Origin of the sequence: Microbacterium sp. MMO-35 (assembly GCF_037147555.1) — a bacterium.
In the GTDB taxonomy this organism is placed as follows: domain Bacteria; phylum Actinomycetota; class Actinomycetes; order Actinomycetales; family Microbacteriaceae; genus Microbacterium.
In genome coordinates this window covers 210,994-234,898 of the sequence record NZ_JBBCVH010000003.1, presented here as the reverse complement: position 1 = coordinate 234,898, position 23,905 = coordinate 210,994, and the positions used below count along the sequence as shown (strand labels likewise).

Here is a 23,905-nt window from a genome sequence, read left to right as displayed (position 1 = left end):
GTCTGCCATCACCGCCCGTCGCGGCGCGAGAGGCGCGGGTCCCGATCTGCGGGGCGTTCAGCCGTCGAGCAGCGCCTCGAACTCGGCCTTGACGTCGGCGCGGTACGCGTCGACGTCCAGGGTCGCGGCCGGGACGTCGCCGTCGAGGAACGCCGTCATGCCGGCCGCCAGCGCGTCGTCGTCCTGCTCGACAATGCGGATGGCACCGTCGGGGAGTGCTCCGTAGACGGATCCGAACGCCGTCGAGACGATCGGCAGCTCGCAGATCGCGGCCTCGAGCAGCACCATCGGCTGCCCCTCGTACAGGCTGGACAGGACGAAGCAGTCCGACGCCGCGAGCAGCGCGTACGGGTTGCGCTGCGCGCCGGTGAGGAAGACGGCCTCGCCGAGACCGGCGTCGTCGATCTGCTGCTGCAGGTCGACGCGCAGCGGCCCCGCGCCGACGATGAGCAGACGCGATTCGGGGTGGGCGGCGTGCACCTTCTCGAAGGAGCGGATCAGGCGGGCGTGGTTCTTCTCCGGGCTCAGCCGGCCGACGGTCACGAACCAGCGCAGCTCGCCCTCGTCGGCCTGGAGCGCCTCGTACCAGTCGGGCCGCGGCGGGATCTCCTGGTCTGCGGCCTCGAACTGCGCGTCCGACTCGGCGAAGAAGTCGCTGAGGGGGCGGCGTGCGCCGCGGGTGACGTGCTCGACGTCGGGGAAGTTGCGCACCGTGCGGAAGCGGTCCGCGGGGGCGTACTGGGCGAGTTCCGCACGGTTCAGCCGGGTGAGCTGGTGCGACACCGACACGAGCTGGTCGTACTCCGAGTACATCGCGAACACGGCCCCGAGACCCCGCTTCATGCTGGCGCGCCCGTTCACGGTGCGCTCGCGGTCGGAGGCCATCTCGTTGTGCATCCAGATGGCGCGCACCGGACCCGGGCCGTCCTCGCGCGGCGCGGGGGCGTGCAGCAGCAGGGTGGTCCACAGCGGGCCGTAGCCGCTGAAGTCGGCGACCCAGTCGAAGCGCGCATCGCCGAACACGCGCATCCACTCGTCGTTCCACAGGTTCTCGTGCCACGGCTCGGTGCCGGGGGTGCGCGGGGATCCGCGCCAATCGTCGATGCGGCGGCGCAGATGCACGGCCTTGGATCCGTTCATCCCCCCGATGCGGAACACCTGGCGCACCTCGGCGGGGATGCGCGCCTGCGTCAGCGGGTCGGTGCTGAGCCGGCGCTTCGGCAGCAGGGCGGTCACGTCGTAGCGGCTGTGGTCGATCGCGCCGAGCAGGTTCAGCGCGCTGGTGGTGATGCCGTTCGGCTTCATGCCGCCGAGGTAGACGAGAAGGCGCTTGCGGCCGTCCTGTGCGGCGGGGCGGGCGCGATAGCCCTCGCGGGCGCCGCCGAACACGATGTCGACCACGCGGGCGGTCGCCCCGCCGTCGTCGAAGGGGGTGAACCGCTCGGCCCATGAGGCGTACTGCGGGTGCGGCTCCGCGCCCTGCAGCAGCGCGGCGAGGGCGCGGCCGGTTCCGGCGGCGTCGGCGTCGACCGGGCCGGGCAGCGTGTCCAGCGGCATGTAGGTGCCGCGGCCCGAGGAGTAGAGGTCGGCGTCGGGCGTGAAGAACGCGATCGGCCGGCCGGTCGCGAGATAGTCGAAGAAGATCGACGAGTAGTCGGTGACCAGACCCGCCGAAGCTCCGAGCAGCACGTTGGTGGGGATCGTGTTCGGGGCGAGCGAGCGGGCGAGCGCCGGCCGCGACGCGGCGCGGGCATGCACGATCTGGTGCGTCTTCAACACGACGACGTACTCGTCGCCGACTCCCGCCTGCAGATCCGCCAGCTGGGCGGCCAGCTCGTCGATGTTGTCCTCGGGGTCGTCGAAGGAGCTGCCGCGCCAGGTGGGCGCGAACAGCACGATCGGCTTGCCGTCGAGCGCGACGCCGCTGCGCTCGAGCTCGGCCCGCACCGATGCCTCGTCGGCGGCGTCGAGCCGCTGACGGTCGATGCGCGGATACCCCTCCTCGATGAGCGTGCCGGGGTACACGTTGGTGAGCCGGTAGGCGCCCTCGTACATGGTCTCGGCCATGAACGGGTTCGCGGCCAGCAGGTAGTCCGACATCAGGAAGTTGCGCAGCGTGTTCGCCGACTGCACGGCGCCCGCGGGCATGTCGAAGCCCATCAGCTTGAGCGGGGTGCCGTGCCAGGTGTTCAGATAGACCTGACCCTCCCGCTTCCCGAACCAGGTGGGGAACGTCGCGTTGTTGATCAGCCAGCCGCTGACGGCCAGCGCCTGACGGTAGGACGCGGATCCGCGGCGCACGAACGAGACGCGTCGGTCGGAGCCGAACTCGGCGCGGAAGCGCTCGATCGCGTCGTCGTCGGCGATCGCCCAGACGTGGGTGAGGTGCGCATAGGCGGGGTCGGCGAGCAGGTGGCGGAAGATCGCCTCGGGGTTGCACAGCATGCCGTTGCCGGCGAACGACTCGTACAGCACCTGATCGGGGCGCACCGGACGGGAGCGCCAGAACGCGATGCGCTCGGCCTCGACCGCCCGCTTCAGGCGTCGGGCAGTGGACTTCAGGCGCCGCGCGGAGGAGGAGAGGGACACGGAACAAGGATATTGGGCGCACGCCGAGCGAACGCTCGGAGAACGTCGGGTGGACGGACGGTGACGGGGCGGCCCGTTGACAGGGACCTCGGAGCAGCGGCCCAGCAGAGGCCGCTACCCTCGGGGCGTGACCTCCTCCGCTGTCGGCACCGCCTCGGAGCGGTCCCTCCCCGCCCCGGCGCGGGTGACGGCCGATCCGCGGCGGCTCGGACTGTGGGCCGGGCTCCTGGGGCTGTTCGGGGTCGCGGCCAGCGCCGCCGGATCCTGGATCCCCTCGCTCTGGGGCGACGAGGCGGCGAGCCTCATGTCGGCGACGCGTCCGCTGTCCTCGCTCTGGCACATGCTGAGCTACGTCGACGCCGTGCACGGGCTGTACTACGTCGGACTGCACGCGTGGATCGACGTGTTCGGACCGAGCGCGTTCTCGATCCGCTTCCCGTCGGCGCTCGCGATCGGCGTGTGCACCGCGGCCGTGGTGTGGCTGTGCGGGCGGTTCGAGCGGACCTGGTTCGCCGTCGTCGCCGGGGTGTTCACCGCGCTCGAGCCCCGCCTGATCTTCGCGGGGGAGGAAGCGCGCTCGTACGCGATCGGGGCGGCGTTCGCGGCCGTCCTGCTCGTGCTCCTCGTCGAGATCGCGCGGCGGCCCGGCCGGGCGATCCGGTGGTGGGTCGGCTACGCGGCGGTGCTCACGGTCGCGGTCTGGACCTTCCTCTATTTCGCGCTCATGGTGTTCGCCGCCCTCGCGGTCGTGCTGCTGTCGCCCAAACTGCGACGACGCTGGCGAGCATGGGCTCTGAGCACCGGGATCGCCCTCCTGCTGTGCACGCCCCTGGCGTGGTTCGGCTTCCTGCAGCGCCGGCAGATCGCCTTCCTCGCGGTGCGTGAGTCGGTCACCCCCGAGGTGGTGCTGAAGAACATGTGGTTCCAGGAGTGGTGGTTCACCGCGATCGCCTGGGCCCTCATCCTCGTCGCCGTGGTCGTGTTCGTCCGCGAGGTCGTGCTCATCCGGCGCGGTGGCGGCCGGCTGTGGCGCACCCCCGGGGTGCGCCTCGAGGTGGTGGCGCTGAGCTGGATGATCGTGCCGATGGGGCTGCTGCTCGCGGTCACCCCGTTCATGGCGGTCTACACCGCCCGCTACGGAACGTTCTCGGCGCCCGGGGTGGCGATCGTGATGGCGCTCGGGGTGCGCGCACTGGCCCGGATCGGCGATCGATCCGGCGGCGGAACGGACGCGCGGGGGTGGGCCGGCTCGCGGCGCGGGGCGTGGTTCGCGTGGTTCGCGATCGCGGCGGTCGTGATCGCCGCCGTGCCGGTCGCGGTGCTGCAGCGCGGCCCCTATGCGAAGAACCAGTCGGACTGGAACGACATCTCCGCCTTCATCAGCGCGAACGCCGAGCCGGGCGACGGGATCGTGTTCGACGACGGGGCCCGGCCGTCGCAGCGCACCCGCCTGGCGAAGGCGACGGATCCCGCCGCGTTCCGCAACACCGCCGATCTGCTGCTGAAGACGCCGTATCAGAAGTCGTACACCTGGTACGACCAGACCTACGGGATCCCCCGCGCGGCGGGCATGGGTCGCTTCGACGGGGTCGAGCGGGTGTGGGTGGTCGAACTGCGCTTCGACGGCGTCGTGGACTCCTGGGGGCTCAGCGACCTGCGCGAGCTCGGCTACCGCGAGACCGCGCGCCACGACGGCGCCGGGAGCGTGATCCTGCTCTACGAGCGCTGAGGATCGGATCCGCGACAGGGGTCGTCGAGCGATCACGGGCGGAGGCAGCGCGAGACGAGACGTGGTGCCCTTGCGGGAGCACCGCGTTTCGTCTCGGTCGGCTGCGCCGTCCTCGCTCAACGTCCCCGAGGGGAGTGGTCGCTGTGCCGTGCCTGCTCAACGAACCCGAGGGGTGGGGATACTCAGCGAGCTCCCGGGCCTGCGGCGAGGACGGCGGCGTGCTCGCGACCGCGGACGATCGTGGTGCGCACCCGCGCGGTGAGGAAGACCTCGGGGCCCTCGCGGAACGGATCCGCGTCGAGCACCACGAAGTCGGCGGACGCCCCCGTGCGGAGCACGCCCAGCTCGTCCTCCCAGTGCGAGGCGTAGGCGGCGTCGCGGGTGGCGCGGCGCACCGCGTCGGCGATCGCCATCGCATTGCCGGGGACGTTCGCCGGAAGGTCCGGGTCGAACGCCGAGCGCCGCGTGGTCGCGATGAACAGGTTCGGCAGCGGGTCGAACGGCGCCGTCGGGGCGTCGGTGCCGAGCGCGAGCGTCGCGCCCGCCTCGGCGAACTCGGCCCACGGGTAGCCGCGCTCGACGCGGTCGTCGCCGAGCATCGCGCGCCAGTTGTCCTGGATCGCCGGATCGCAGTGCACGGGCTGCATCGAGGCGATGACGCCGAGGCGGGCCAGGCGCAGCGGGGTCGCGTGGTCCACGGTCTCCAGGTGCTCGATCCGGTGCCGGCGGCCGGCGCGGGGGCCGTTCGTCGCGACCGCGGCCTCGAGGGCGTCGAGCGCGAGGGCCGAGGCGGCATCGCCGATGGCGTGCATCGCGATCTGGAGGCCGGCCGCATCGGCGCGCGTGACCACGGCGGTCAGCGACGGGAGGTCCCAGAGCGCGTCGGGCTGGGAACCGTCGGCGAACGGCGCACGCATGGCCGCCGTGCAGCTGTCGATCACGCCGTCGACGAACAGCTTGATGCCGGCGATGCGGAGGCCGGGGCCGGAGTGCTCCCGGTGCAGCGCGATCGCCCGGTCGACCGCGGCGGCGTCGCCCTCGGCGGTCGCCGTGCGGTACACGGCCCAGTGCGCCGCGACGTGCATCGGCAGCACGCCGCGGTGCCGCTCCTGCACGGCGAGCATCGCGCGCAGGTCCGGCTCGCTCAGCGCCATGTCGACCGCGGCGGTGACGCCGGCGTCGAGGTAGGTGCGCAGGGCGGCCTCGAACTGCGCCTCCCGGTCGGCATCGCGCGTGAGGGCGTCCAGCCGCACGCGCAGGAAGGCGAACACCGCGTTCTCCAGCAGCATCCCGGTGGCCCGGCCGTCCGCGTCGCGCTGGATCGTGCCGCCGAGCGGATCCGGGGTCGTGTCGTCGATGCCCAGCTCCGCCAGCGCCGCGGAGTTCAGCCAGGCGGAGTGGTTGTCGTTCGCGTTCAGGTAGACGGGGCGGTCGGCGACCACGGCGTCGATCATGTCGCGGTGCGGTGCGCGTCCGCCCAGGCTGGAGAACAGCCAGCTGCGGCCGAGGAGCCGCGGCGCATCCGGGTCGGTGGCCGCCGCAGCGGCGATGCGCGCCTGGATCTCGGCGAGGTCGGGGGCGTCGTGCAGGTCCACCTGCTCGAGAGACTCGCCCAGCCCGATGAGGTGCGTGTGCGCATCGACGATGCCGGGGATCACGAGCGCCCCGTCGAGGTCGACGACGTCGTCCGCGGCGAAGGCGTCGGCGGCGGCGGTGTCCCCGACGAAGAGGATCCGGCCGTCCTCGACGATGAGCGACTGCGCCCACGGCCGGGTGTCGGAGGTGAAGATCGACCCACCCCGGTAGTGGGTGGTGCGGGTCTCGTGCGAAGTCATCAGTGCGGATCCTTTGTCGTGCGGGTGGTCAGAGCGAGGCCTGGGAGCGGGGCGACCGGCGCACCAGCAGCAGGTAGAGGACGAACGGCACGAGCAGTCCGACCGGCACCGAGAGGTCGATGCCGCCGAGCGCCGCGGCGATCGGGCCGGTGAAGACCAGGGTCGCGCTGCACATCAGCGAGGCGCCGATGCCGACGAGCACCGCGACCGCGCCCGGGATGTGCACGCCGCCGGTGAACCAGAACCGGCTGCCCCGGCTGTCGTCGGCGAGGGCCGCCCCGTCGTAGCGGTTGCGCCGCCACAGCATGTCGGCGAGGTAGACCCCCATCACCGGGGCGAGTACGGTCACCGCGAGCTGCAGGACGCTCGAGACGCTGTCGAGGAAGTTCCACACCAGCAGGGCGAACAGGGTCATCAGCACGCCGACCGTGCCGTCCAGCAGCACCGTGCGCGAGCGCGGCAGGCGGATGCCGACCGCTTGCAGGGCGAGGCCCGAGCTGTAGGCGGTCATCGCGTTGTTGGCGATGGTGCCGACGATCACCGAGATGAGGAAGATCGGAGCGAACCAGCCGGGCAGGAACTTCTCCAGTCCCGCCTCCGGATCCGACATGTCCACCGAGCTCGCCGCGAGCACGCCGACGAAGGTCGCGAGGACTCCGGGGATCACCATGCCCAGCGTCGTCCACAGTGCGACGTCGCGCACGCGGGTGGCGGCGGGCAGGTAGCGGGCGAAGTCGGCGCTGTTCGTGTAGGACAGCGGCCCGGACGCGACCAGTGCGATCCCGGCGGCCATCATCGCGACCAGGTCGAGCCCGTGCAGCGGGTGCGCGGGGGCGTAGTTCCACTGCGCGCCGCCGACGACGAACACGGCCATGCCGGCGAAGATCACCGCGAGCAGGATCGCGAGCGGCTGGTACAGGCGCATGATCAGGCCGTGGCCGTACACGCTGATCACCATGGTCGCCGCGGCGATCACGATGGCGCTGATCGCGATGGTCCACCCGTTCGATGCGACGCCGAGCCGGCCGAGCAGGCCGACCGCGACGGTCGTGGCGGCGGCCCAGTTGATCGCGAGGTAGCACACGCTGATCAGCCAGCCGGCGATCGCGACGTTGAACCGGTTGCCGGTGATGCCGTACATCGCCCGCGTGATGATCTCGCTCGGGGTTCCGGCGGCGGGCCCGGATCCGGCGACGATGCCGGTGATGACGGAGAACAGGTTGCCGATCACGATCACCAGCAGCGCCTGCCAAAGGTTCAGGCCGAGCAGCACGAGGGTCACGCCGATCACGACCGCGAGGAAGTTGACGTTGGGGGCCGCCCACACCGCGAAGAGGTCGCGGGCGCGTCCGTGCCGTTCGGCGTTCGGGATGTAGTCGATGCCGTGCGTCTCCACGCGCGTGGCGCTGTCGGTGGGGACGGGGTGCGTGAGGGCGGGGGACGGGGCCGCGGTCTCGGGGGGTGTCGTCTGCGACATGGATCCTCCAGGGCGAAAGGTCGGGTGCGCGACGTCCTTGTTCGCGCTCGACACGCAACGCTAAATAGCCAAAACGATTTGGGCAAGGAGATTCCGGGATCTATCATCGCGGCATGCGCAGACAGCGATCGACGATCCGCGATGTGGCCCGCAAGGCGGGCGTCTCGGTCACCACGGTGTCGCACACGTTCTCCGGCAACGGCGTCGTGAACGAGGCGACGCAGGCCCGCGTCCGCGCGGCCGCGACCGAGCTCGGCTACCACCCCGACGTCGTGGCGAGCGGCCTGCGCCGCAGCCGGCTCGGCGTGATCGGCCTCGTGCTGCGCCCCGCGGTGGGCGCGGAGCCGCAGCAGATCCAGGACGTCGACTACTTCCCGCGGTTCGCGGGAGCGGCCGCGCTGGCCTCGCTCGGACAGGGCTATGCGCTCATGCTCGTCGCCGACCCGACCGTGCCGCACGCGCCGACCACGGCCTGGGCGTGCGACGGCATCATCGTGACCGACCCCGTCGTCGACGACCCGCTCGTGGCGGCGCTGCGGGCCGGGGGCATGCCGTACACGCTGGTCGGGGCTGACCCCGAGGATCCGGACGATCCGCACGTCATCGACATCGCGACCGGGCCCATCACGGATCGGGTGCTGGATCACCTGGCCGCCGCCGGCGCGACGCGCATCGCGCTGGTCCTGGGCACGGATCCGATCGAGTGGAACGCGGCGACCGAACGGCGCTACCGCGAGCGCACCCCGCCCGCGGACCAGCTGGTGCGTCACGTGCCGGAGCGCTCCGACCCGTCGGAGGGCGCGGCCGCGGCCGACGAGCTGCTCGCCCTGCCCGAGCCGCCCGACGGCGTGTACTGCATGACGAGCGACCATGCGCGCGCGCTCGTGGACCGGCTCGTCGCGCGGGGGGTGCGCGTCCCGGAGGACGTGCGCGTCGTCTGCGGATCCGACGCCGACAGTCTGCGCAACTCCGTGCCCGAGATCACCGCCGTCGATCTGCAGCCGCAGGCCCTCGGCCGGCAGGCCGCGGCGGAGCTGCTGCGGCAGCTCGAGCCGGGGCTCGCGCTGGAGGTGCCGGAGCCCGAGCACGGGACCCTGGTCGAGCGGAGGTCGAGCCGGGTCTGAGAGCCCGCGCCCGGGGCTACCGTTCCGGGAGGAAGCCCGTGAGGGCGTCGGCGAGTCCCGCGGCGTCGTCGCCCGCCCACGCGATGACCCCGTCCGGGCGCACCAGCGCGAGCGAGGCCGGTGCGTCGGCGGTCGTGAAAACCCGCACCCCGTCCCGAGCCGCGGATGCGGGCGCGGCGGCATCGGGTCGATGCGCGAGCACGAAGGCGCCGTCGGCCGCGGCGTCGAAGTACGAGCCGGTCTCCCCGGGTGCGCCCGCCCAGTCGGCCGCGAACGAGCCGGCGAGCTCGCCCGGGACGCCGTATCCGACCACCTCGCCGGAGAGCACGCGCACCATCTCGGTCGCGCCGTCGGGGGTGTCGATCAGGCGGCGCACCAGCCGGCCCGCGGCGCGGGAGCGCTCGTCCGTGCGCATCACGGCGACCTGCGCGCGGCTCCAGTCCAGGATGCGCTCGGCCTCCGGGCGGCGCTCTTGCTCGTAGTCCTCGAGCACGCGCTCCGGCAGGCGGCCGGCGATCACCCCGCCCAGACGCCACCCCAGCGCCGTGGCGTCGAGCATGCCCAGGGAGAGGCCCTGGCCGCCGAACGGCGGGTGCACGTGGGCGGCGTCGCCGGCGAGCAGGACGCGCCCCCGGCGGTAGTGGTCGGCCGCGCGCGTGTTGTCCGTGAACCGGGTCGCGCTGAGCACGGCGGTGACCGTGGCGTCGACGCCGGTGACGGCGCGGATCGCCCGCGTGAGCTCCGCGGCGGTGATCTCCGCCGTGCGATCGGCCGGCGCCCCGTCGAACTCCGCCGTGAGGATCAGGTTGTTCGGCATGCGCCGGAACACCCCTGTCGGCGTGATGTGCCAGCCGAGCGGGACGTCATCGAGGCCGTCGCCGGCGACCAGGGCCTGATACCCGGTCATGACGCCGTCCAGCCCCGGGAAGCCGAAGCCCGCGCTCTTGCGCACCGTGCTGCGGCCCCCGTCGGCGCCGACGACCCACAGCGCCTCGAGCTCGCCGGCGTCGCTGTGCACGACGACGTGGTCGGCGTGCGGGGTCACCCCCGTCACGGTCACGCCCTGGCGCACCTCCACGCCGCGTTCCACGAGCCGCTCGCGCAGCACGGCCTGCACCTGCTGCTGGGCCACGAGGGCCGAGTCGGAGCTGCGGCCGAGCTCGTCCCAGCGCACCAGGTCGGGCCGCAGGGTCATCCCGGCCACATGCCCCGCGAAGCGCGGCGGGGTGAACGGCGCGGGCTCCGGCTGCGGCGCGCCCGGAAGGCTCGGGCTGCGCGGGCCGAGGGGGGCCGTCGCCCGGGGGTCGTCCCCGGCGAAGGCGACGCCGCGACGGCGCAGCGCGTCGGCCGCCCGGGCGTTGAGAGACCCGGCCTTGATGGTGGGATCGACCGTCTCGAAGCGCTCCAGCACCAGCGGATCCGCGCCGGCGAGGGAGAGCTCGAGGGCGAGCATCAGGCCCACCGGTCCGCCTCCGACGATGATCGCGTCGTTCATTCCGTCCATCCACATGGTCCCGCTCCTCTTGATTAGGTTGAACATAAAACTAGGTCGAACCCAATATTGCTAGACTGGCCGCATGACGTCAAGCCCGGAAGTGCCGGATCCGCGCCGCGCTGCGGACGAGGGCGGAATGAGCGCCAAGCAGCGTCGCCGCGAGCGCATCTCCGGCGCCGCGATGATGCTCTTCGCCGAGCGCGGCTTCGACGGGGTGTCGATCGCCGAGATCGCGGACGCCGCAGGAGTCTCGAAGATGACGGTGACCAATCACTTCCCGCTCAAGGAGGACCTGGTCTTCGACGAGTTCGACGGCGATGTGCGTCGAGTCGCCGGGGTCATCGCCGGGGTCTCGTCGGTCCTGGAGGCGGTGGACGCGATCGAGGGGTACTGCGTCGAGCGCGAGCGGACCGGAGGCACCGCGCGCGCACTCGCGACGGCCGATCCCGATGCGTGGCGGGGCTTCGCCGCCCTCGTGCTCGGCAGCAGGGCCCTCACCCTGCGGTTCCACGCGCAGTACCTCGACGTCAGGGACGCGATCGACGCGGCGCTGCCGGAAACGCTCCCCGAAGCGGAGTGCGCCGTCGTCGCGTGGATGCTCGCCGAGGCGGTGCACCTCGTGGACTGGTGGCCCTATGGGCAGGTCGCTCGCGGGGCGACCTCTCCGGCGATCCGCGCGGGCCGCGCCGAGGTGCGTGTTCGCGCGTTCGCGGCGCTCCGTGACGGGCTCGGCGCCGCGAGCGGGAGCGCCGCGGATCCCGTCCGTCCCCGGTGAGACGGATCCGCGGCGCCGCGCTCAGCCGGCCGCGACGTTCGCCGCGGCCACGACGGCTCTGAGGGTCGCGGTCAGCACGGAGCGATCCCTGCCGGCGGTCCAGCCCGTTCCCCGCGCGCCGCGGTACTCGATGAGCGTCAGCGCCTCGGCGTCGGTCCCCGCGCCCAGGCTCGTCTGCTGCAGGTCGAGGACCTCGATGGGCATGCCGTGCGCCGCGAGCTCCGCGGTCAGCGCCTCGACGGGGCCGACGCCCGGATGCACGGCCGCGTGCTCCACCCCGTCCACCCGCAGCCGGAGCGCGGTGCGCGGCTGCGGCTCCGCCGCCTCGATCTGCGCCGCAGCCAGCACGACCCGCGCGTCATCCCGGGGCGAGAGGTAGGCGTCCTCGAAGATTCTCCGGAGCTCCTCGGCGCCGAGTTCCAGGCCGCTCTCGTCGGCGCGGCGCTGCACGTGGCCCGCCAGGTCGAGCTGCAGCCGGCGCGGGAGCCGGATCCCGAACTCCGTCTCGAGCAGGTAGGCGATGCCGCCCTTGCCCGACTGCGAGTTGACGCGGATCACCGCGTCGTAGGAACGGCCGAGGTCGGCCGGGTCGACGGGGAGGTAGGGGACGCGCCAGGCGATCTCGCGCTCGGAGCGTCCCTCCCGCGCAGCGCGCGCCCGGTGCTCCGCGAACCCCTTGCGGATGGCGTCCTGATGCGTGCCGCTGAACGCCGTGTGCACGAGGTCGCCGACGTAGGGATGGCGGGGGTGCACCTCGATGCGGTTGCTGTGCTCGACCGTGCGCCGGATCTCGTCGATGTCGGAGAAGTCGATCATCGGGTCGATGCCCTGGGCGTGCAGGTTCAGCGCGAGGGTGACGAGGTCGACATTGCCCGTGCGCTCGCCGTTGCCGAACAGGCAGCCCTCGACGCGCTGCGCCCCGGCGAGCACCGCGAGCTCCGCGCACGCGACGCCGGTGCCGCGGTCGTTGTGCGGATGCACCGACAGGATGACGCCGTCGCGACGGGCGAGGTGGCGGTGCATGTACTCGATCTGATCCGCGTAGACGTTGGGGGTCGCGATCTCGACCGTCGCCGGCAGGTTCAGGATCACCGGCCGCTCCGGCGTCGCATCCCAGAGGGCCGTCATGGCGTCGCAGATCTCGAGCGCATAGTCGGGCTCGGTGAGCATGAACACCTCGGGGGAGAACTCGAAGCGCACGTGCGGCAGGTCCCCGGCGAGATCGAGCGCGTCGCGCCCGGCTTCGAGGATCAGGGCCCGCAGCGCATCCCGGTCCCGTCCGAGCACCGTCTCCCGCCAGATCGGGGCCGTCGCGGTGTAGAGGTGGATCACGACCGGGTTGCGGATGCCGCGGATCGCCTCGACCGTGCGGGCGATGAGGTCGCGCCGGGCGGCGGTGAACACGACGATCGTGACGTCGTCCGGGGCGACGTCGTGCTCGGCGATGAGGCGGACGAAGTCGAAGTCGGTCTGCGAGGCGGAGGGGTAGCCGACCTCGATCTCCTTGTAGCCCATCGCGACCATGAGGTCGAAGAGACGTCGTTTACGGGCCGGATCCATCGGCTCCGCGAGCGCCTGATTGCCGTCGCGGAGGTCGACGGGGACCCAGAGCGGTGCGGCGGTGAGACGTCGTGACGGCCATCGGCGCTCGGCGTCGGCGAGCGGGACCTCGACGCGGTAGTAGGGGTCGGTGTAGCGGTGGGAGGGCATCTGCGAATGCCGCTGACGATTCCACGCGGGGGCGTCGGCGGGGAGGGGGCCGGCCGGCGTGGAGATGCCGGGGAAGGCGGTGCTGCTCATGGTTGTCGGTTCCTTCGACTGCGGTTTCGGCGACCGGCGCGGCGCATCAGCCACGACGGGGGCGCCGGTCCGGTCAGACCCCGTCGTGGCGGAGAAGAAGAAGCGCTGTGCGCAGGAGCATGCAGGCAGTGTAGCGTTAACTCCTCAGACAAGTTGAGGAGTTGAGATGTCGGGAGCCCATGCGCCGGGGAGTGGTGCCGTGCAGCGCACATCGATGGCCGATCAGGCGGCAGAGGTGCTCCTCGGCCGGATCCGCGCCGAGGAGTGGGCTCTCGGGGCGCGACTGCCGGGGGAGACGACGCTCGCGGCGCAGCTCGGCGTGGGACGCTCGACCGTGCGCGAGGCGATCCGGCAGCTCTCCGGACGAGGGGTTCTCGCCGCACGGCAGGGCGCCGGAGTCTTCGTCGCGGCGCTCGACGCACGCGACGACTGGGATGCGGTGCTGCAGCGCGCCGACATCGTGAGCGTGATCGAGGCGCGGACCGCGATCGAGAGCGAGGCGGCCGCCCTCGCCGCGGAGCGGCGCACCGCGACCGATCTGCGGGCGATCCGGCGCGCCCTGAAGGTCAGAGAGCAGCGCCGCGCGGATCTCGAGGAGCACGTCGACGCCGACCTCGCCTTCCACCGGGCGATCGTCGTCGCGGCGGCGAACCCGATCCTCATCGAGCTGTTCGACGGGTTCACCCCGCGGCTGCGGCAGACGATGGTCGCGATGCTGCGGATCCGCACGATCTTCGGCGGCGCCGAGGACCATGCGGCCCACGAGCGCCTCGCCGACGCGATCCGCGCCGGGGACGCCGCGCTCGCCGCGGGGCTCAGCCGGGAGCACCTCGCCTCGCTCAAGGACGGCCTGCGGTGAGCGCCGAGGTCGTGCGCCTGGACGCCGTGACGCTCCGCCGCGAGGGGAAGGACATCCTGCACGAGATCGGCCTCACCGTGCGCGCGGGGGAGCACTGGGCGCTGCTGGGGCCGAACGGCGCGGGCAAGAGCACGATCCTCGGGATCTGCGGGGCTCGGACGCATCCGTCGAGCGGCACCGCCGAGGTCCTCGGCCACCGGATCGGCCGCGTCGACCTGCAAGAGCTGCGCCGGCTGATCGGGCACGTCGATCCGCGGCACCCGCTGCGCTCGCCGCTGACCGTGACCGAGGTCGTGCTGACCGGGCTCACCGGCACGATCGAGACCCCGATGCGCTGGTCGCCGGAGCCTGCGCAGACCGCCCTCGCCCACGAGCTCATCGCCGACGTCGGGCTCTCGCACCGGCGCGAGGCGCTGTGGCCGACGCTCTCGCAGGGGGAGCGCGGCCGGGCGCTCATCGCACGGGCGCTCGCGTGCCGGCCGCGGCTGCTCCTGCTCGACGAGCCGATGACCGGACTCGACGTGGCTGCCCGGGAGCAGCTGCTGGAGACGATCGACGCGCTCGCGCACCGGGATCCGCAGCTCGCGTCGATCCTCGTCACGCACCACCTGGAGGATCTGCCGGAGACCACCTCGCACGCGCTCGTGATCTCCCGGGGCGAGATCGCCGCGCAGGGGCTGGTCGAGAGCGCGGTCACGACCGAGACGATCTCCCGCGCGTTCGCGCATCCGATCGAGGTCACCCGGACCGGCGCGCGCTGGTCGGCGAGGACCCGCCGCTCCCGAGGGGCGGCGGTCCCCGCCTGACCTGCCCTGGCGCGGAAACCGCGTCGTCCCCGTCAGCGCACCCTCTGGGCGCCGCTGGCGGGGACGACTCGGAGAGACCGGGGCCGGCTCAGAGCTCGGGGACGATGCGGATCGCGCCCTTGTCCGCCGACTGGGCGAAGTGCGCGTAGGCGCGCAGCGCGGGGCTCACCTCGCGGACGCGGTTCTTGGGGCGGTAGCCGCCGTTCGCCTCGAGCTGCTCGCGGCGGCGCTCCAGCACCTCCCACGGCACGTCGAGCTCGAGCTTTCGGGTGGGGATGTCGATCGAGATGATGTCGCCGTCCTCGACGAGCGCGATCATGCCGCCCGCGGCGGCCTCGGGCGAGACGTGCCCGATGGACAGGCCCGAGGTGCCGCCGGAGAAGCGCCCGTCGGTGATCAGCGCGCAGGCCTTGCCGAGTCCGCGGCCCTTGAGGAACGACGTCGGGTAGAGCATCTCCTGCATGCCGGGGCCGCCCTTGGGGCCCTCGTAGCGGATGACGACGACGTCGCCCTCCTTCACCTGCTTGTTGAGGATCTTCTCGACCGCCTCGTCCTGCGACTCGCAGACGACGGCGGGGCCGGAGAAGGTCCAGATCGACTCGTCCACGCCCGCGGTCTTCACGACCGCGCCGTTCTCGGCGATGTTGCCGTGCAGCACGCCGAGGCCGCCGTCCTTGGAGTAGGCGTGCGCGACGTCGCGGATGCAGCCGCCCTCGGCGTCGGTGTCGAGCGAGGCCCAGCGCTCGGACTGCGAGAACGCGGTCGACGAGCGTCGGCCGCCCGGTGCGGCGTGCCACAGGTCCTGCGACTCGGCCGAGGCCGAGCCGCCGCGGATGTCCCATTCGTCCAGCCACTCGCCGAGCGTCGCGGCGTGCACCGTGTGCACCTGGTCGTCGAGGAGTCCGCCGCGGCGCAGCTCGCCGAGGAGGGCGGGGATGCCTCCGGCGCGGTGCACGTCCTCCATGTAATAGGTGCGGCTGCCGGCGGAGTTCGGGGCGACCTTCGCGAGGCAGGGCACGCGGCGCGAGATCGCGTCGATCTCGGCGAGGCCGAAGTCGACGCCCGCCTCATGCGCGGCGGCGAGCAGGTGCAGGATCGTGTTGGTCGATCCGCCCATCGCGATGTCGAGCGCCATCGCGTTGCCGAACGCGGCGTGCGTGGCGATGCTCTTCGGCAGGACGCTCTCGTCGTCGCCGTCGTAGTAGCGCTTGGCGATGTCGACCACGAGCGAGCCGGCCTTCTCGTACAGCGCACGGCGGGCCGTGTGCGTGGCGAGCACCGAGCCGTTGCCGGGCAGGGAGAGCCCGATCGCCTCGGTGAGGCAGTTCATCGAGTTCGCGGTGAACATGCCGGAGCAGGATCCGCAGGTCGGGCAGGCCGACTCCTCGATGCGCAGGATGTCGGCGTCCGAGATCTTCTCGTTCACCGCGTCGCTGATCGCGTCGACGAGGTCGAGGGAGCGGACAGTGCCGTCGACGAGCGTCGCGCGGCCGGCCTCCATCGGGCCCCCGGAGACGAAGACCGTCGGGATGTTCAGGCGGAGGGCCGCGAGCAGCATGCCCGGGGTGATCTTGTCGCAGTTCGAGATGCAGACGAGGGCGTCGGCGCAGTGCGCGTTGACCATGTACTCGACCGAGTCGGCGATGAGGTCGCGCGACGGGAGCGAGTAGAGCATGCCGCCGTGGCCCATCGCGATGCCGTCGTCGACGGCGATCGTGTTGAACTCGCGCGGGATCCCGCCGGCTTCGGAGATGGCCTCGGAGACGATGCGCCCGACCGGTGCGAGGTGCGTGTGGCCGGGGACGAACTCGGTGAAGGAGTTCGCGACGGCGATGATGGGCTTGCGACCGAGGTCCGCGCCGTTCACGCCGGCGGCGCGGAAGAGGGCGCGGGCGCCGGCCATGTTGCGTCCGTGGGTGACCGTGCGAGAGCGATAAGCGACCATGGTGACCATTGTGGACCCGCCGCACGGATCTGCCGAGCCCTCGGGCGAGGAGGGCTTGTACTAGTACTCGGAGTACTGTTTTCGCATGAGCCATCACGCGAAGAGCGCAGGGGATCCGGAACCGAGGGGATCCGACCGGTCGGCTGCCCTCGGACGGCGGCGGCGCTCATGATCCGCCCGCGCACGCCTCGGCGCGAGCAGCTGGGGGAGTTCCTCGCCTCGCGGCGCCGCGCGGCGAGCCGCTCCGCCCTGGGCCTGCCGCAGGCCGCCCGCCGCGGGGACACGGGTCTCAGCCGGGAGGAGGTGGCGGCGCTCGCCGGAGTGAGCGCGAGCTGGTTCACCTGGCTCGAGCAGGGGCGCGACATCGGCGTCTCCCGCCAGGTGCTCGGCGCGGTCGCGCGCGTGCTGCAGCTGAGCCCGGCCGAGATCGACTATGTGGTGCGGCTCGCCGGCCCCGAGGAAGACGGCGCGGCCGAGGAGGCGGAGCGGATCCCGGAGCACCTGCAGCGGCTCGTCGACGCGCTCGACTTCCCGGCCTTCGTCGTCGCGAGCGACTGGGCGATCCTGGGGTGGAACGCCCCGTATGCGCGCCTGTACGAGCCGATCGCCGTCGTGGATCCCGATGATCGCAACCTGCTCTGGCTCATCTACACCGACCCGCGGCTGCGTCGGATGCTGCCCGAGTGGGACCAGGAGAGCCGGCGGTTCCTCGCCGAGTTCCGCGCGGAGTCCGGAGTGCGGCTGAGCTCGGATCGGCATCGGGCGCTCATCGAGCGGCTGCTCGAGGGGAGCGAGGACTTCCGGATCCAGTGGGCCGAGCACGCGGTCGAGCGCTTCACCTCGCGGCAGCGCGTGTTCCAGCACCCGAAGGACGGCCGGCGCGTCTTCGAGCACCACAGCCTGGTGCCCTCCGACGCGCCCGGCCTCTCGGTCGTCATGTACGTGCCCGTCTGATCCGCGGGCTCGGCAGCGACGACGATCGCGACGGGAGCAGACCCGGACACCCTTCGGGGGCGTTGAGCGAGGACGGCGTAGCCGACCGAGACGAAACGCGGTGCCCGCGGGAACGGCGGTTCCGCTCAGCGCTGCAGCCGCAGCACGGTCGTGACATGGATCCGATGCAGCGAGGAGATCCGATAGCCGAGCGACTCCAGGTGCCGCACATCGGGGGATCGCTCCGGATCCGAGCCCCGCTCGACCGCCCACACGTCCGGGGTGAGGTCTGTGGCCGTGAGGGCGTCGTTCGGCCGGGTGCGGTCCCACAGGCCCGGTTGCGTGCGGAACGACGCGATCCGAGCGGGATCCCGCAGTCGGGCGACGTCGGCCGGGTAGACGGCGGCGATGAGGCGCGGCTGCTCGGAGTCCTTCGGCCGGTCGTCGTACACGACGCTGTCGCCGGGGCGGGCGGCGCCGTGCAGATACGTGGCCGCCTCGCGCCAGTCGCTGCCGTCCTTCGCATACGGACCGCGCAGCACGACGAGATTCGGCACGAAGGCGGCGAGCATCACCGCCAGCAGGCCGGCGCCGACCGCGGTCGCCCCGGCGGGCGCCATCCTCCGCACCGCATGCGCGACCGCCCGCACGCCGAGGGCGACCAGCACCGCCGCGGCCGGCGTGCAGAACGACAGATACCGCACCGTGTACATCGGGGCGACCGTCGCGCTCGCGAGCAGGATCACGGCGGTCGGCAGCACGAGCCAGATCCCGGCGAGCAGCGCCAGCCGCGCGGCCCCGGGGTCGCGCCGGCGGGCTCGGAGCACCGCCGCCGCACCGATCGCGATGAGCGCCGCGCACGGCCAGACGGTCACCGGATCGAACCACTGCAGGGCGAGGACGTTCTCGGCCGTCGCGTAGTCGCGATGCGCGAGGAAGCCGATCTGGTTGCGCTCCGACACGGCGAGGAGCACGATCGGCGTCGCCAGCGCGACCGCCGCGACGGCCCAGCCGGCCCACACCCGGATCCGCCCGCGGTGGGCGAGAAGCACGAACACCCCGTGCACGAGCAGCAGCAGCGCCAGATAGAGGAAGACGTAGACCGCGGCGGCCGCCGCCACGGCGTAGCCCGCCCACGCCCATCGCCGGCCGTGGGTCTCCAGCAGGGTCACCAGCAGCACCGTCAGCCACACCGCGATCGCGGATCCGATCGCGTAGGAGCGGGCCTCGGCCGCCATCACCGCCGTCCGCGGCAGGAGCGCGGCGAGCAGGCCCGCGGCGAGGGCGAGCCGGGGACCGCACCACCGGCCGGCGAGCACCGCGGTGCCGGCGGCGAGCAGCCCGGCCGCGAGCGCGCTCGGCAGCCGCACCGAGAACTCGCCCGCGCCGAACAGGCCGATCCATCCGTGCAGGAACGCGTAGTAGACCCCGTGCACGCCGTCGACGTGCTGCAGCATCCGCCAGAGCTCGGGCCAGGTGCGCGAGGCCGACATGACGCTGGCCGCCTCATCGCCCCAGAACGACGGGATCCAGGATCCGAGGACTCCGGCGCACGCACCGATCAGGCCGGCGATCAGGGCGGCGCGGCGCGACCGCGCACGGTCGGTCCACGTCCGCACAGCCCGATCCTTCCGCCTGGGCCTGTGCACCGGCCGTGCGGACGGAGAGGGGTCGGCGCCGTGCAGGCGGCGGCTGGTCGGCGCCGTGCGCACATTTCAGGCTGGACGACCGTCGGTGCCGATCATCGCCGCAAGTTTCCGCGACGACCTGCTGCCCTGGCCTGAAGACAGCCTGAGTTGCGCACGGCCCCCCGATGCGGAGTCTTCGGCACGGCGTCAGACCAGCGGCAGTGGCAGCGTCAGACCAGCGGCAATCGCAGCGTCACCACGGTGCCGGAGCCCTCGGCGGAGCGCAGCGCCACAGTCCCGCCATGCCGGCGCAGGATCGCCGAGACGAGACTCAGCCCGATGCCCGAGCCGGCGACATCGCGGGCGTTCTGCGCCCGGGCGAGCTCGTCGAACACGTGCGGCAGATCGGCGCCGGGGATGCCGCGGCCGGTGTCGGCCACCTCGATCACGGCCTGACCGGCCTCTTCGCGCAGGCGCACCTCGATCGGGCCGGCATCCGCGTACTTCGCCGCGTTGCCGAGCACGTTGTCGACGGCGAGGGCCAGCAGATCCGGATCGGCAGAGATCGGCGGCACCGGCCAGGGCACGCGGGTGACGGTCAGGGCCATGCGCGCGCCGGCGGCGGGATCCTGCTGCGCGAGCGCGGAGATCGCCTCGACCAGGAGCTGCTCCAGATCGAGGGTTTCGCGCTCCAGCGGCCGCGACTCGAGGTCGGCGAGCTTGCGCAGATCGCGCACCAGGCCGCCGAGCTTCGCGGCCTGCGCGTCCACGAGCGGCCAGGATGCGGTGCTGCCCGCGTCGTTCTGGGCCGCCGCGGAGGTCGCCAGGATGGCGGTGAGGGGGTTCTTCAGCTCGTGGTCGAGCCGGGCGAGGAAGCGCGCATGGTTCTCCCGCTCCTGCTGGGCGCCGCGCGCCGCGGCCTCGGCGTGCGCGGCCTGCGCCCTGGCACGACCCCGGGCCTGCGCGGCGAGAGCGGCCAGGACTCCCAGCGCGATCACGCTGAGCAGGATCCCTGCGCCGGCCGCCACGGCGGGCAGCGCGATCCTCACCTGCACCTGACGCGTCTCCCCGGTCGCGAGCAGCAGCGCCGCGATCGCCGTGCCGAGCACGGCGGGCACGGCGCCGAGGATCCACCAGAGGCCGCGGGACCGGCGCCCCCGGGGCGGACGCGCCGGTCCGGTCGGTCCGGGGATCCCGGTCGCGGTCGGTCCGGGGCTCCCGGCCGCGGTCGGCCCGGGGATCCCGGTCGCCGCCGTCCCGGTCGGTCCGGGGATCCCGGTCGGCCCGAGGATCCCAGTCGCCGCCGTCCCGGTCGGCGCCGGCAGGGTCCGCCGGTCCGCCGGTCCGCCGGGCTCGGGGATCCCGGTCGCCCCCGTCGCGTCGGTCCGCCCGCTCATGCCGCACCCACGGGCGCCGCGAAGCGGTAGCCGAAGCTCTGCACGGTCTCCACGAACCGGGGCGCGGCGGCGTCGTCGCCGAGCACGCGGCGCAGCTCCGAGACGCGGTGGTCGACCGCCCGGCTGGACGTCGCGAAGTCGAAGCCCCAGAGCGTCTCCAGCAGGCGGTCGCGGGTGTGCACCTCGTCGGGGTGCAGCATCAGGTACTCCAGCAGGGTCATCGCCTTCGGGGTGAGCGTGAGCTCGGCGTCGTCGAGCCACGCCCGCCGCGCGGTGCGATCCAGCACGAGGCCGTGCGCGCGCAGCCGTGCGGCCGCCGCGAGCGAGGGGCCGCCGGCCGCGGTGCGGCGCAGCACCGCGCGGATGCGGGAGATGAGCTCGTGCGGGTCGAAGGGCTTGTTGAGATAGTCGTCCGCGCCCTCGTCGAGGGCCGCGCTGCGCTCCCAGGATTCGCCCACCTGGGTGAGCAGGATGATCGGCAGCCAGAGCCGGCGTCCGCGCATGCGCCGCACGAACTCGCGGCCGTCGAGGTGGGGCATGAGCACGTCGCAGACGACGAGATCGGGGGCGCGCCGCTCGACCGCGGCGAGACCCTGTGCGCCGTCCGCGGCGATCTCGACGTCGAAGCCGCTGCGCTCCAGGAACGGCCCGAGGGCGCCGGTGATGGCCTCGTCGTCGTCGACGAGCAGGATGCGGGGGCGGGCCTCGGCCATGTCAGCCCGCCGTCAGGGTGTTCGTGGATCCGATGTCGCTCACGGTCGGCGTCGCGCCCCTCCAGTGCACGACATTCGCCTCGCCGTTCACGAGCACCTTCTGCACGGCGCCGGTGAGCACGACGTTGCTGTTGCCGATGACCTCCACGATCCCGACGTCGTCGGCGACCAGCTGCGAGCCGGAGGCGTTGACGATGATCCGGTCGCAGGCGCCCTCGACGCGCACGACCATCGCATCGTCCATGAGGGAGTACTCGCCGTCGCATCGCACGGTGCGGGTGGCGGCGGCGATCACGGCGGCGCGGTCCGGCCCTCCGGGCATCGTCACGGGGGGATCCGTCACGGGCGCGGGGCTCGGCGGCTGAGAGGCCGCGCCGCCCTGCACCTCGGCGCGGCTGGTGCTGTCGGGCCGCGGGGATGACGTGGGCTTCGCCCCGTCGACGAGGCCGACCGAGCAGCCGGCGAGGGCGAGGGCTGCGGCGAGTCCGCAGAGGAGGGCCGGGATCCGGCGGAGGTTGGGCATGGTTTCTCCGGTCGTCGTCAGGTCGGGCGGGTCAGACCGCGGCGGGGATGAAGATCTCGACGCGACGGTTCAGCTGGCGACCGGCCGGGTCGTCCTGTCCGTCGATCTCGTTGGGCGCCACCGGGCGCGTCTCGCCGTAGCCGACCGGATCCATCGCCGTCTTCGCCCCGGCGTGCTGGAGGGCCGCGACCACGGAACGGGCGCGGCGCTCGCTGAGGTCCTGGTTGTCCGCGTCGTCGCCGATCGCGTCGGTGTGACCCGAGATCTCGGCGTTCGCGACCTTCTGGGCGATGAGCACCTGGGCGACCGCGGCGATCGTCTTCTCCGCGTCGGCGCGGATGTCGGCGCGGTCGAAGTCGAACAGCACGCCGTCCTGGAAGGTGATCGTGGTGCCGCACGAGGCGACGGGGGCGAGCGCGGCGATCGGCGGGAAGCTGCCGAGCCTCGCGACGGCCGGCAGCTTCGCGGCCTTCACCGTGGTGCCGTTCACCTTGGCGGTGCCGTCGCCGTAGTTCTGGATCGAGAGTCCCGGTGCCGCATAGTTGCCGGAGCCGTCGCCGAAGTTCTCGATCCTCACCGAGCCCGCCGCGTAGTTGCCGGATCCGTCGCCGAAGTTCTGGATCCGGATCCCGGGGGCGGTGTAGTTGCCGGATCCGTCGCCGAAGACCTCGACGGAGATCCGGCCGTCGGCGTAGTTGCCCGAGCCGTCGCCGAAGTTCTGGATCCGGACCGATCCCGAGGTGTAGTTCCCGGATCCGTCGCCGAAGTTCTCGATCGTGACGCCGTTGATCGTGGAGACGCCGGAGCCGTCGCCGAAGTTCTGCACGGTGCCGTCCGGGCCGGTGTAGTTGCCGGAGCCGTCGCCGTAGAGCATCGCGGATCCGGCGCCGGAGACGACCTTCCCGCCGTCGTCGCAGCGCGCGGGGGAGACGGTGACGCCGGGGACGTCGGCGAAGCTCTTGTCCACCTCGATCGCGAAGGCGTCGGCCGAGCCGGAGAGGAGCCCCAGGTCCGGCAGCCGGAACAGCGGAACCGGCGGGAACTGGCCGACGTCGTAGCCGGGCACGGTCGCCACCGCGGGCTTCGCCGCGGCCGCCGCGGAGGGAGCGGTCGACGACGGGGTCTTCTTCGCCCCGTCGCTCGGCGCGGCGGGCGAGCAGCCGGTGAGGACGAGGACGGCGAGTGCGGTCGTGGTGGCGGTGGTGAGGGCGCCGCGCCGGATCCGGTGAGGCGCGCGCTGCTGCGTGGTGCTCATGACACGAGGCTATCGAGCCCGTGTCTCCGCCCCGTCGCCGGGCTGTCGCGATCCTGCGACATCCGGGCTGATCGGATCCCCCTCCGCACCGGATCCGATCCGAGCTCCCCGGGACCGATGCGGCGTCCCGGGACTGATCCGGCTACTCGGGACCGATCCGGCTTCCCGGGACCGATCCGGCTTCCCGGGACCGATCCGGCCTCCCGGGACGGATCCGGGGTCAGGCCGGGCGCGGGCCGTAGCCGAGGCGGCGCTGCAGCTGCCGGGCGGTCTCGGCGACGGCCGTCTGGATCGCCGTCTCGTCCACCGGCGCCTCCTCTGCCCAGGTCACGGCGACGGCCGCGACCGGCCAGTCCACGTGGTCGCGCACGGCGGCGCCGACCGAGCGGAAGCCCGGGGTCACCTCACCGTCCTCGTGGGCGATGCCGTCGCGGCGGATCTCCCGCAGCAGCTCGTTCAGCTCGCGCGGGCGTGCGGGTCCGCCGCCGGTGCGCTGCGCGAACGATGCGGCATCGGGGTACAGCGCGCGCACCTGCTCGCGGGGGAGGGCGGCGAGCATGGCGCGGCCCGTCGCGGTGAGGTGCGCCGGGAGCCGCACGCCCACGTCGGTGATGAGGGCGGGGCGCCGGAGCGCGCGCTCCTCGACGATGTAGAGCACGTCGCGCCCGGTCATCACGGCGAGGTGCGCGCTCTCACCGAGGCGGTCGGCGAGGCCCGCCAGGAGCGGACGGCCGAGCCGCGCCAGCGGCTCCTGCCGCGCGTAGCCGCCGGCCAGCTCGAAGGCGCTCGTGCCGAGGCCCCAGCGGCGCTCCTGCGGCAGGTGCACGACGAAACCGTGCGCCTCGAGCGTCGCGAGCAGGTGGTAGACGGTGGAGCGGGGGATGTCGAGCTCGCGCGCCAGGGCGGAGGCCGCCACCGGTCCCGCCCGTCGCGCCAGGAACCGCAGGATCCGCAGCGTGTGCTCGGCCGCCGGCACCTGGGGCCGGTCGTCGCGGGCGCTCATCGGCGAGCCCGTCCCGGCG

18 protein-coding genes are annotated in these 23,905 nt (G+C 73.0%); 6 read left to right on the top strand and 12 right to left on the bottom strand.

Features of this window, described 5'->3' with window-relative positions; genetic code table 11:
* Positions 1-57 precede the first annotated feature (57 nt).
* The gene (locus WFJ01_RS07940) at positions 58-2,589 is read right to left on the bottom strand and encodes a glycosyltransferase (RefSeq protein WP_336628741.1); all 2,532 of its coding nucleotides are present in this window, start codon (positions 2,587-2,589) and stop codon (positions 58-60) included.
* Positions 2,590-2,716: 127 nt separating this feature from the next.
* On the opposite strand from WFJ01_RS07940, the gene WFJ01_RS07935 reads away from it, so the two are divergent.
* Positions 2,717-4,318, top strand: a complete 1,602-nt coding sequence (locus WFJ01_RS07935) for a glycosyltransferase family 39 protein (protein WP_336628740.1) — start codon at positions 2,717-2,719, stop codon at positions 4,316-4,318.
* Between the two features lie 182 nt (positions 4,319-4,500).
* Here WFJ01_RS07935 and WFJ01_RS07930 read toward each other — a convergent pair whose 3' ends face one another.
* Positions 4,501-6,153 (bottom strand): amidohydrolase, encoded by a 1,653-nt coding sequence (locus WFJ01_RS07930; protein ID WP_336628739.1) that lies wholly within the window; start codon positions 6,151-6,153, stop codon positions 4,501-4,503.
* Between the two features lie 28 nt (positions 6,154-6,181).
* Positions 6,182-7,630, bottom strand: coding sequence for a purine-cytosine permease family protein (locus WFJ01_RS07925; RefSeq protein WP_336628738.1), 1,449 nt, complete (start codon positions 7,628-7,630; stop codon positions 6,182-6,184).
* A gap of 113 nt (positions 7,631-7,743) precedes the next feature.
* On the opposite strand from WFJ01_RS07925, the gene WFJ01_RS07920 reads away from it, so the two are divergent.
* The gene (locus WFJ01_RS07920) at positions 7,744-8,754 is read left to right on the top strand and encodes a LacI family DNA-binding transcriptional regulator (protein ID WP_336628737.1); all 1,011 of its coding nucleotides are present in this window, start codon (positions 7,744-7,746) and stop codon (positions 8,752-8,754) included.
* Positions 8,755-8,770: 16 nt separating this feature from the next.
* Here the strand turns inward: WFJ01_RS07920 and WFJ01_RS07915 are convergent, their stop codons facing one another.
* Entirely contained in the window at positions 8,771-10,264 is a 1,494-nt protein-coding gene (locus tag WFJ01_RS07915; protein WP_336628736.1) for an FAD-dependent monooxygenase, read from the bottom strand.
* Positions 10,265-10,331: 67 nt separating this feature from the next.
* Between WFJ01_RS07915 and WFJ01_RS07910 the strand changes: the two genes are divergently transcribed.
* A complete protein-coding gene (locus tag WFJ01_RS07910; RefSeq protein WP_336628735.1) occupies positions 10,332-11,024 on the top strand; it encodes a TetR/AcrR family transcriptional regulator in 693 nt (230 codons plus the stop codon).
* 21 nt (positions 11,025-11,045) lie between these two features.
* Here the strand turns inward: WFJ01_RS07910 and WFJ01_RS07905 are convergent, their stop codons facing one another.
* Complete coding sequence (locus WFJ01_RS07905) at positions 11,046-12,824, bottom strand: 2-isopropylmalate synthase (RefSeq protein ID WP_336628734.1); 1,779 nt, start codon at positions 12,822-12,824, stop codon at positions 11,046-11,048.
* 199 nt (positions 12,825-13,023) lie between these two features.
* Here WFJ01_RS07905 and WFJ01_RS07900 point away from each other — a divergent pair, with 199 nt between their 5' ends.
* Both WFJ01_RS07900 and WFJ01_RS07895 read left to right on the top strand, forming a co-directional pair.
* Positions 13,024-13,683 (top strand): FadR/GntR family transcriptional regulator, encoded by a 660-nt coding sequence (locus WFJ01_RS07900; protein ID WP_442928041.1) that lies wholly within the window; start codon positions 13,024-13,026, stop codon positions 13,681-13,683.
* The gene (locus tag WFJ01_RS07895; RefSeq protein WP_336628733.1) at positions 13,680-14,489 is read left to right on the top strand and encodes an ABC transporter ATP-binding protein; all 810 of its coding nucleotides are present in this window, start codon (positions 13,680-13,682) and stop codon (positions 14,487-14,489) included. The genes WFJ01_RS07900 and WFJ01_RS07895 overlap by 4 nt, the downstream gene beginning before the upstream one ends.
* A gap of 88 nt (positions 14,490-14,577) precedes the next feature.
* Here the strand turns inward: WFJ01_RS07895 and ilvD are convergent, their stop codons facing one another.
* Positions 14,578-16,434 (bottom strand): dihydroxy-acid dehydratase, encoded by a 1,857-nt coding sequence (ilvD, locus tag WFJ01_RS07890; protein ID WP_251446429.1) that lies wholly within the window; start codon positions 16,432-16,434, stop codon positions 14,578-14,580.
* A gap of 168 nt (positions 16,435-16,602) precedes the next feature.
* Here ilvD and WFJ01_RS07885 point away from each other — a divergent pair, with 168 nt between their 5' ends.
* Entirely contained in the window at positions 16,603-17,388 is a 786-nt protein-coding gene (locus WFJ01_RS07885) for a helix-turn-helix transcriptional regulator (protein ID WP_292884327.1), read from the top strand.
* A 125-nt stretch (positions 17,389-17,513) separates the two neighbouring features.
* On the opposite strand, the gene WFJ01_RS07880 is transcribed toward WFJ01_RS07885, so the two are convergent.
* The 6 genes from WFJ01_RS07880 to WFJ01_RS07855 form a co-directional block, all read right to left on the bottom strand.
* Entirely contained in the window at positions 17,514-18,986 is a 1,473-nt protein-coding gene (locus WFJ01_RS07880) for a glycosyltransferase family 39 protein (RefSeq protein ID WP_336628732.1), read from the bottom strand.
* Between the two features lie 239 nt (positions 18,987-19,225).
* The gene (locus WFJ01_RS07875) at positions 19,226-20,392 is read right to left on the bottom strand and encodes a sensor histidine kinase (protein WP_336628731.1); all 1,167 of its coding nucleotides are present in this window, start codon (positions 20,390-20,392) and stop codon (positions 19,226-19,228) included.
* Positions 20,389-21,105, bottom strand: a complete 717-nt coding sequence (locus WFJ01_RS07870; RefSeq protein WP_251446442.1) for a response regulator transcription factor — start codon at positions 21,103-21,105, stop codon at positions 20,389-20,391. The genes WFJ01_RS07875 and WFJ01_RS07870 overlap by 4 nt, the downstream gene beginning before the upstream one ends.
* 1 nt (position 21,106) lies before the next feature.
* On the bottom strand, positions 21,107-21,628 hold the full coding sequence (locus WFJ01_RS07865) for a DUF3060 domain-containing protein (RefSeq protein WP_336628730.1): 522 nt from the start codon (positions 21,626-21,628) through the stop codon (positions 21,107-21,109).
* A 31-nt stretch (positions 21,629-21,659) separates the two neighbouring features.
* The gene (locus tag WFJ01_RS07860) at positions 21,660-22,883 is read right to left on the bottom strand and encodes an OmpA family protein (RefSeq protein ID WP_336628729.1); all 1,224 of its coding nucleotides are present in this window, start codon (positions 22,881-22,883) and stop codon (positions 21,660-21,662) included.
* A gap of 220 nt (positions 22,884-23,103) precedes the next feature.
* A complete protein-coding gene (locus WFJ01_RS07855; protein ID WP_336628895.1) occupies positions 23,104-23,886 on the bottom strand; it encodes an IclR family transcriptional regulator in 783 nt (260 codons plus the stop codon).
* Positions 23,887-23,905: the final 19 nt, after the last annotated feature.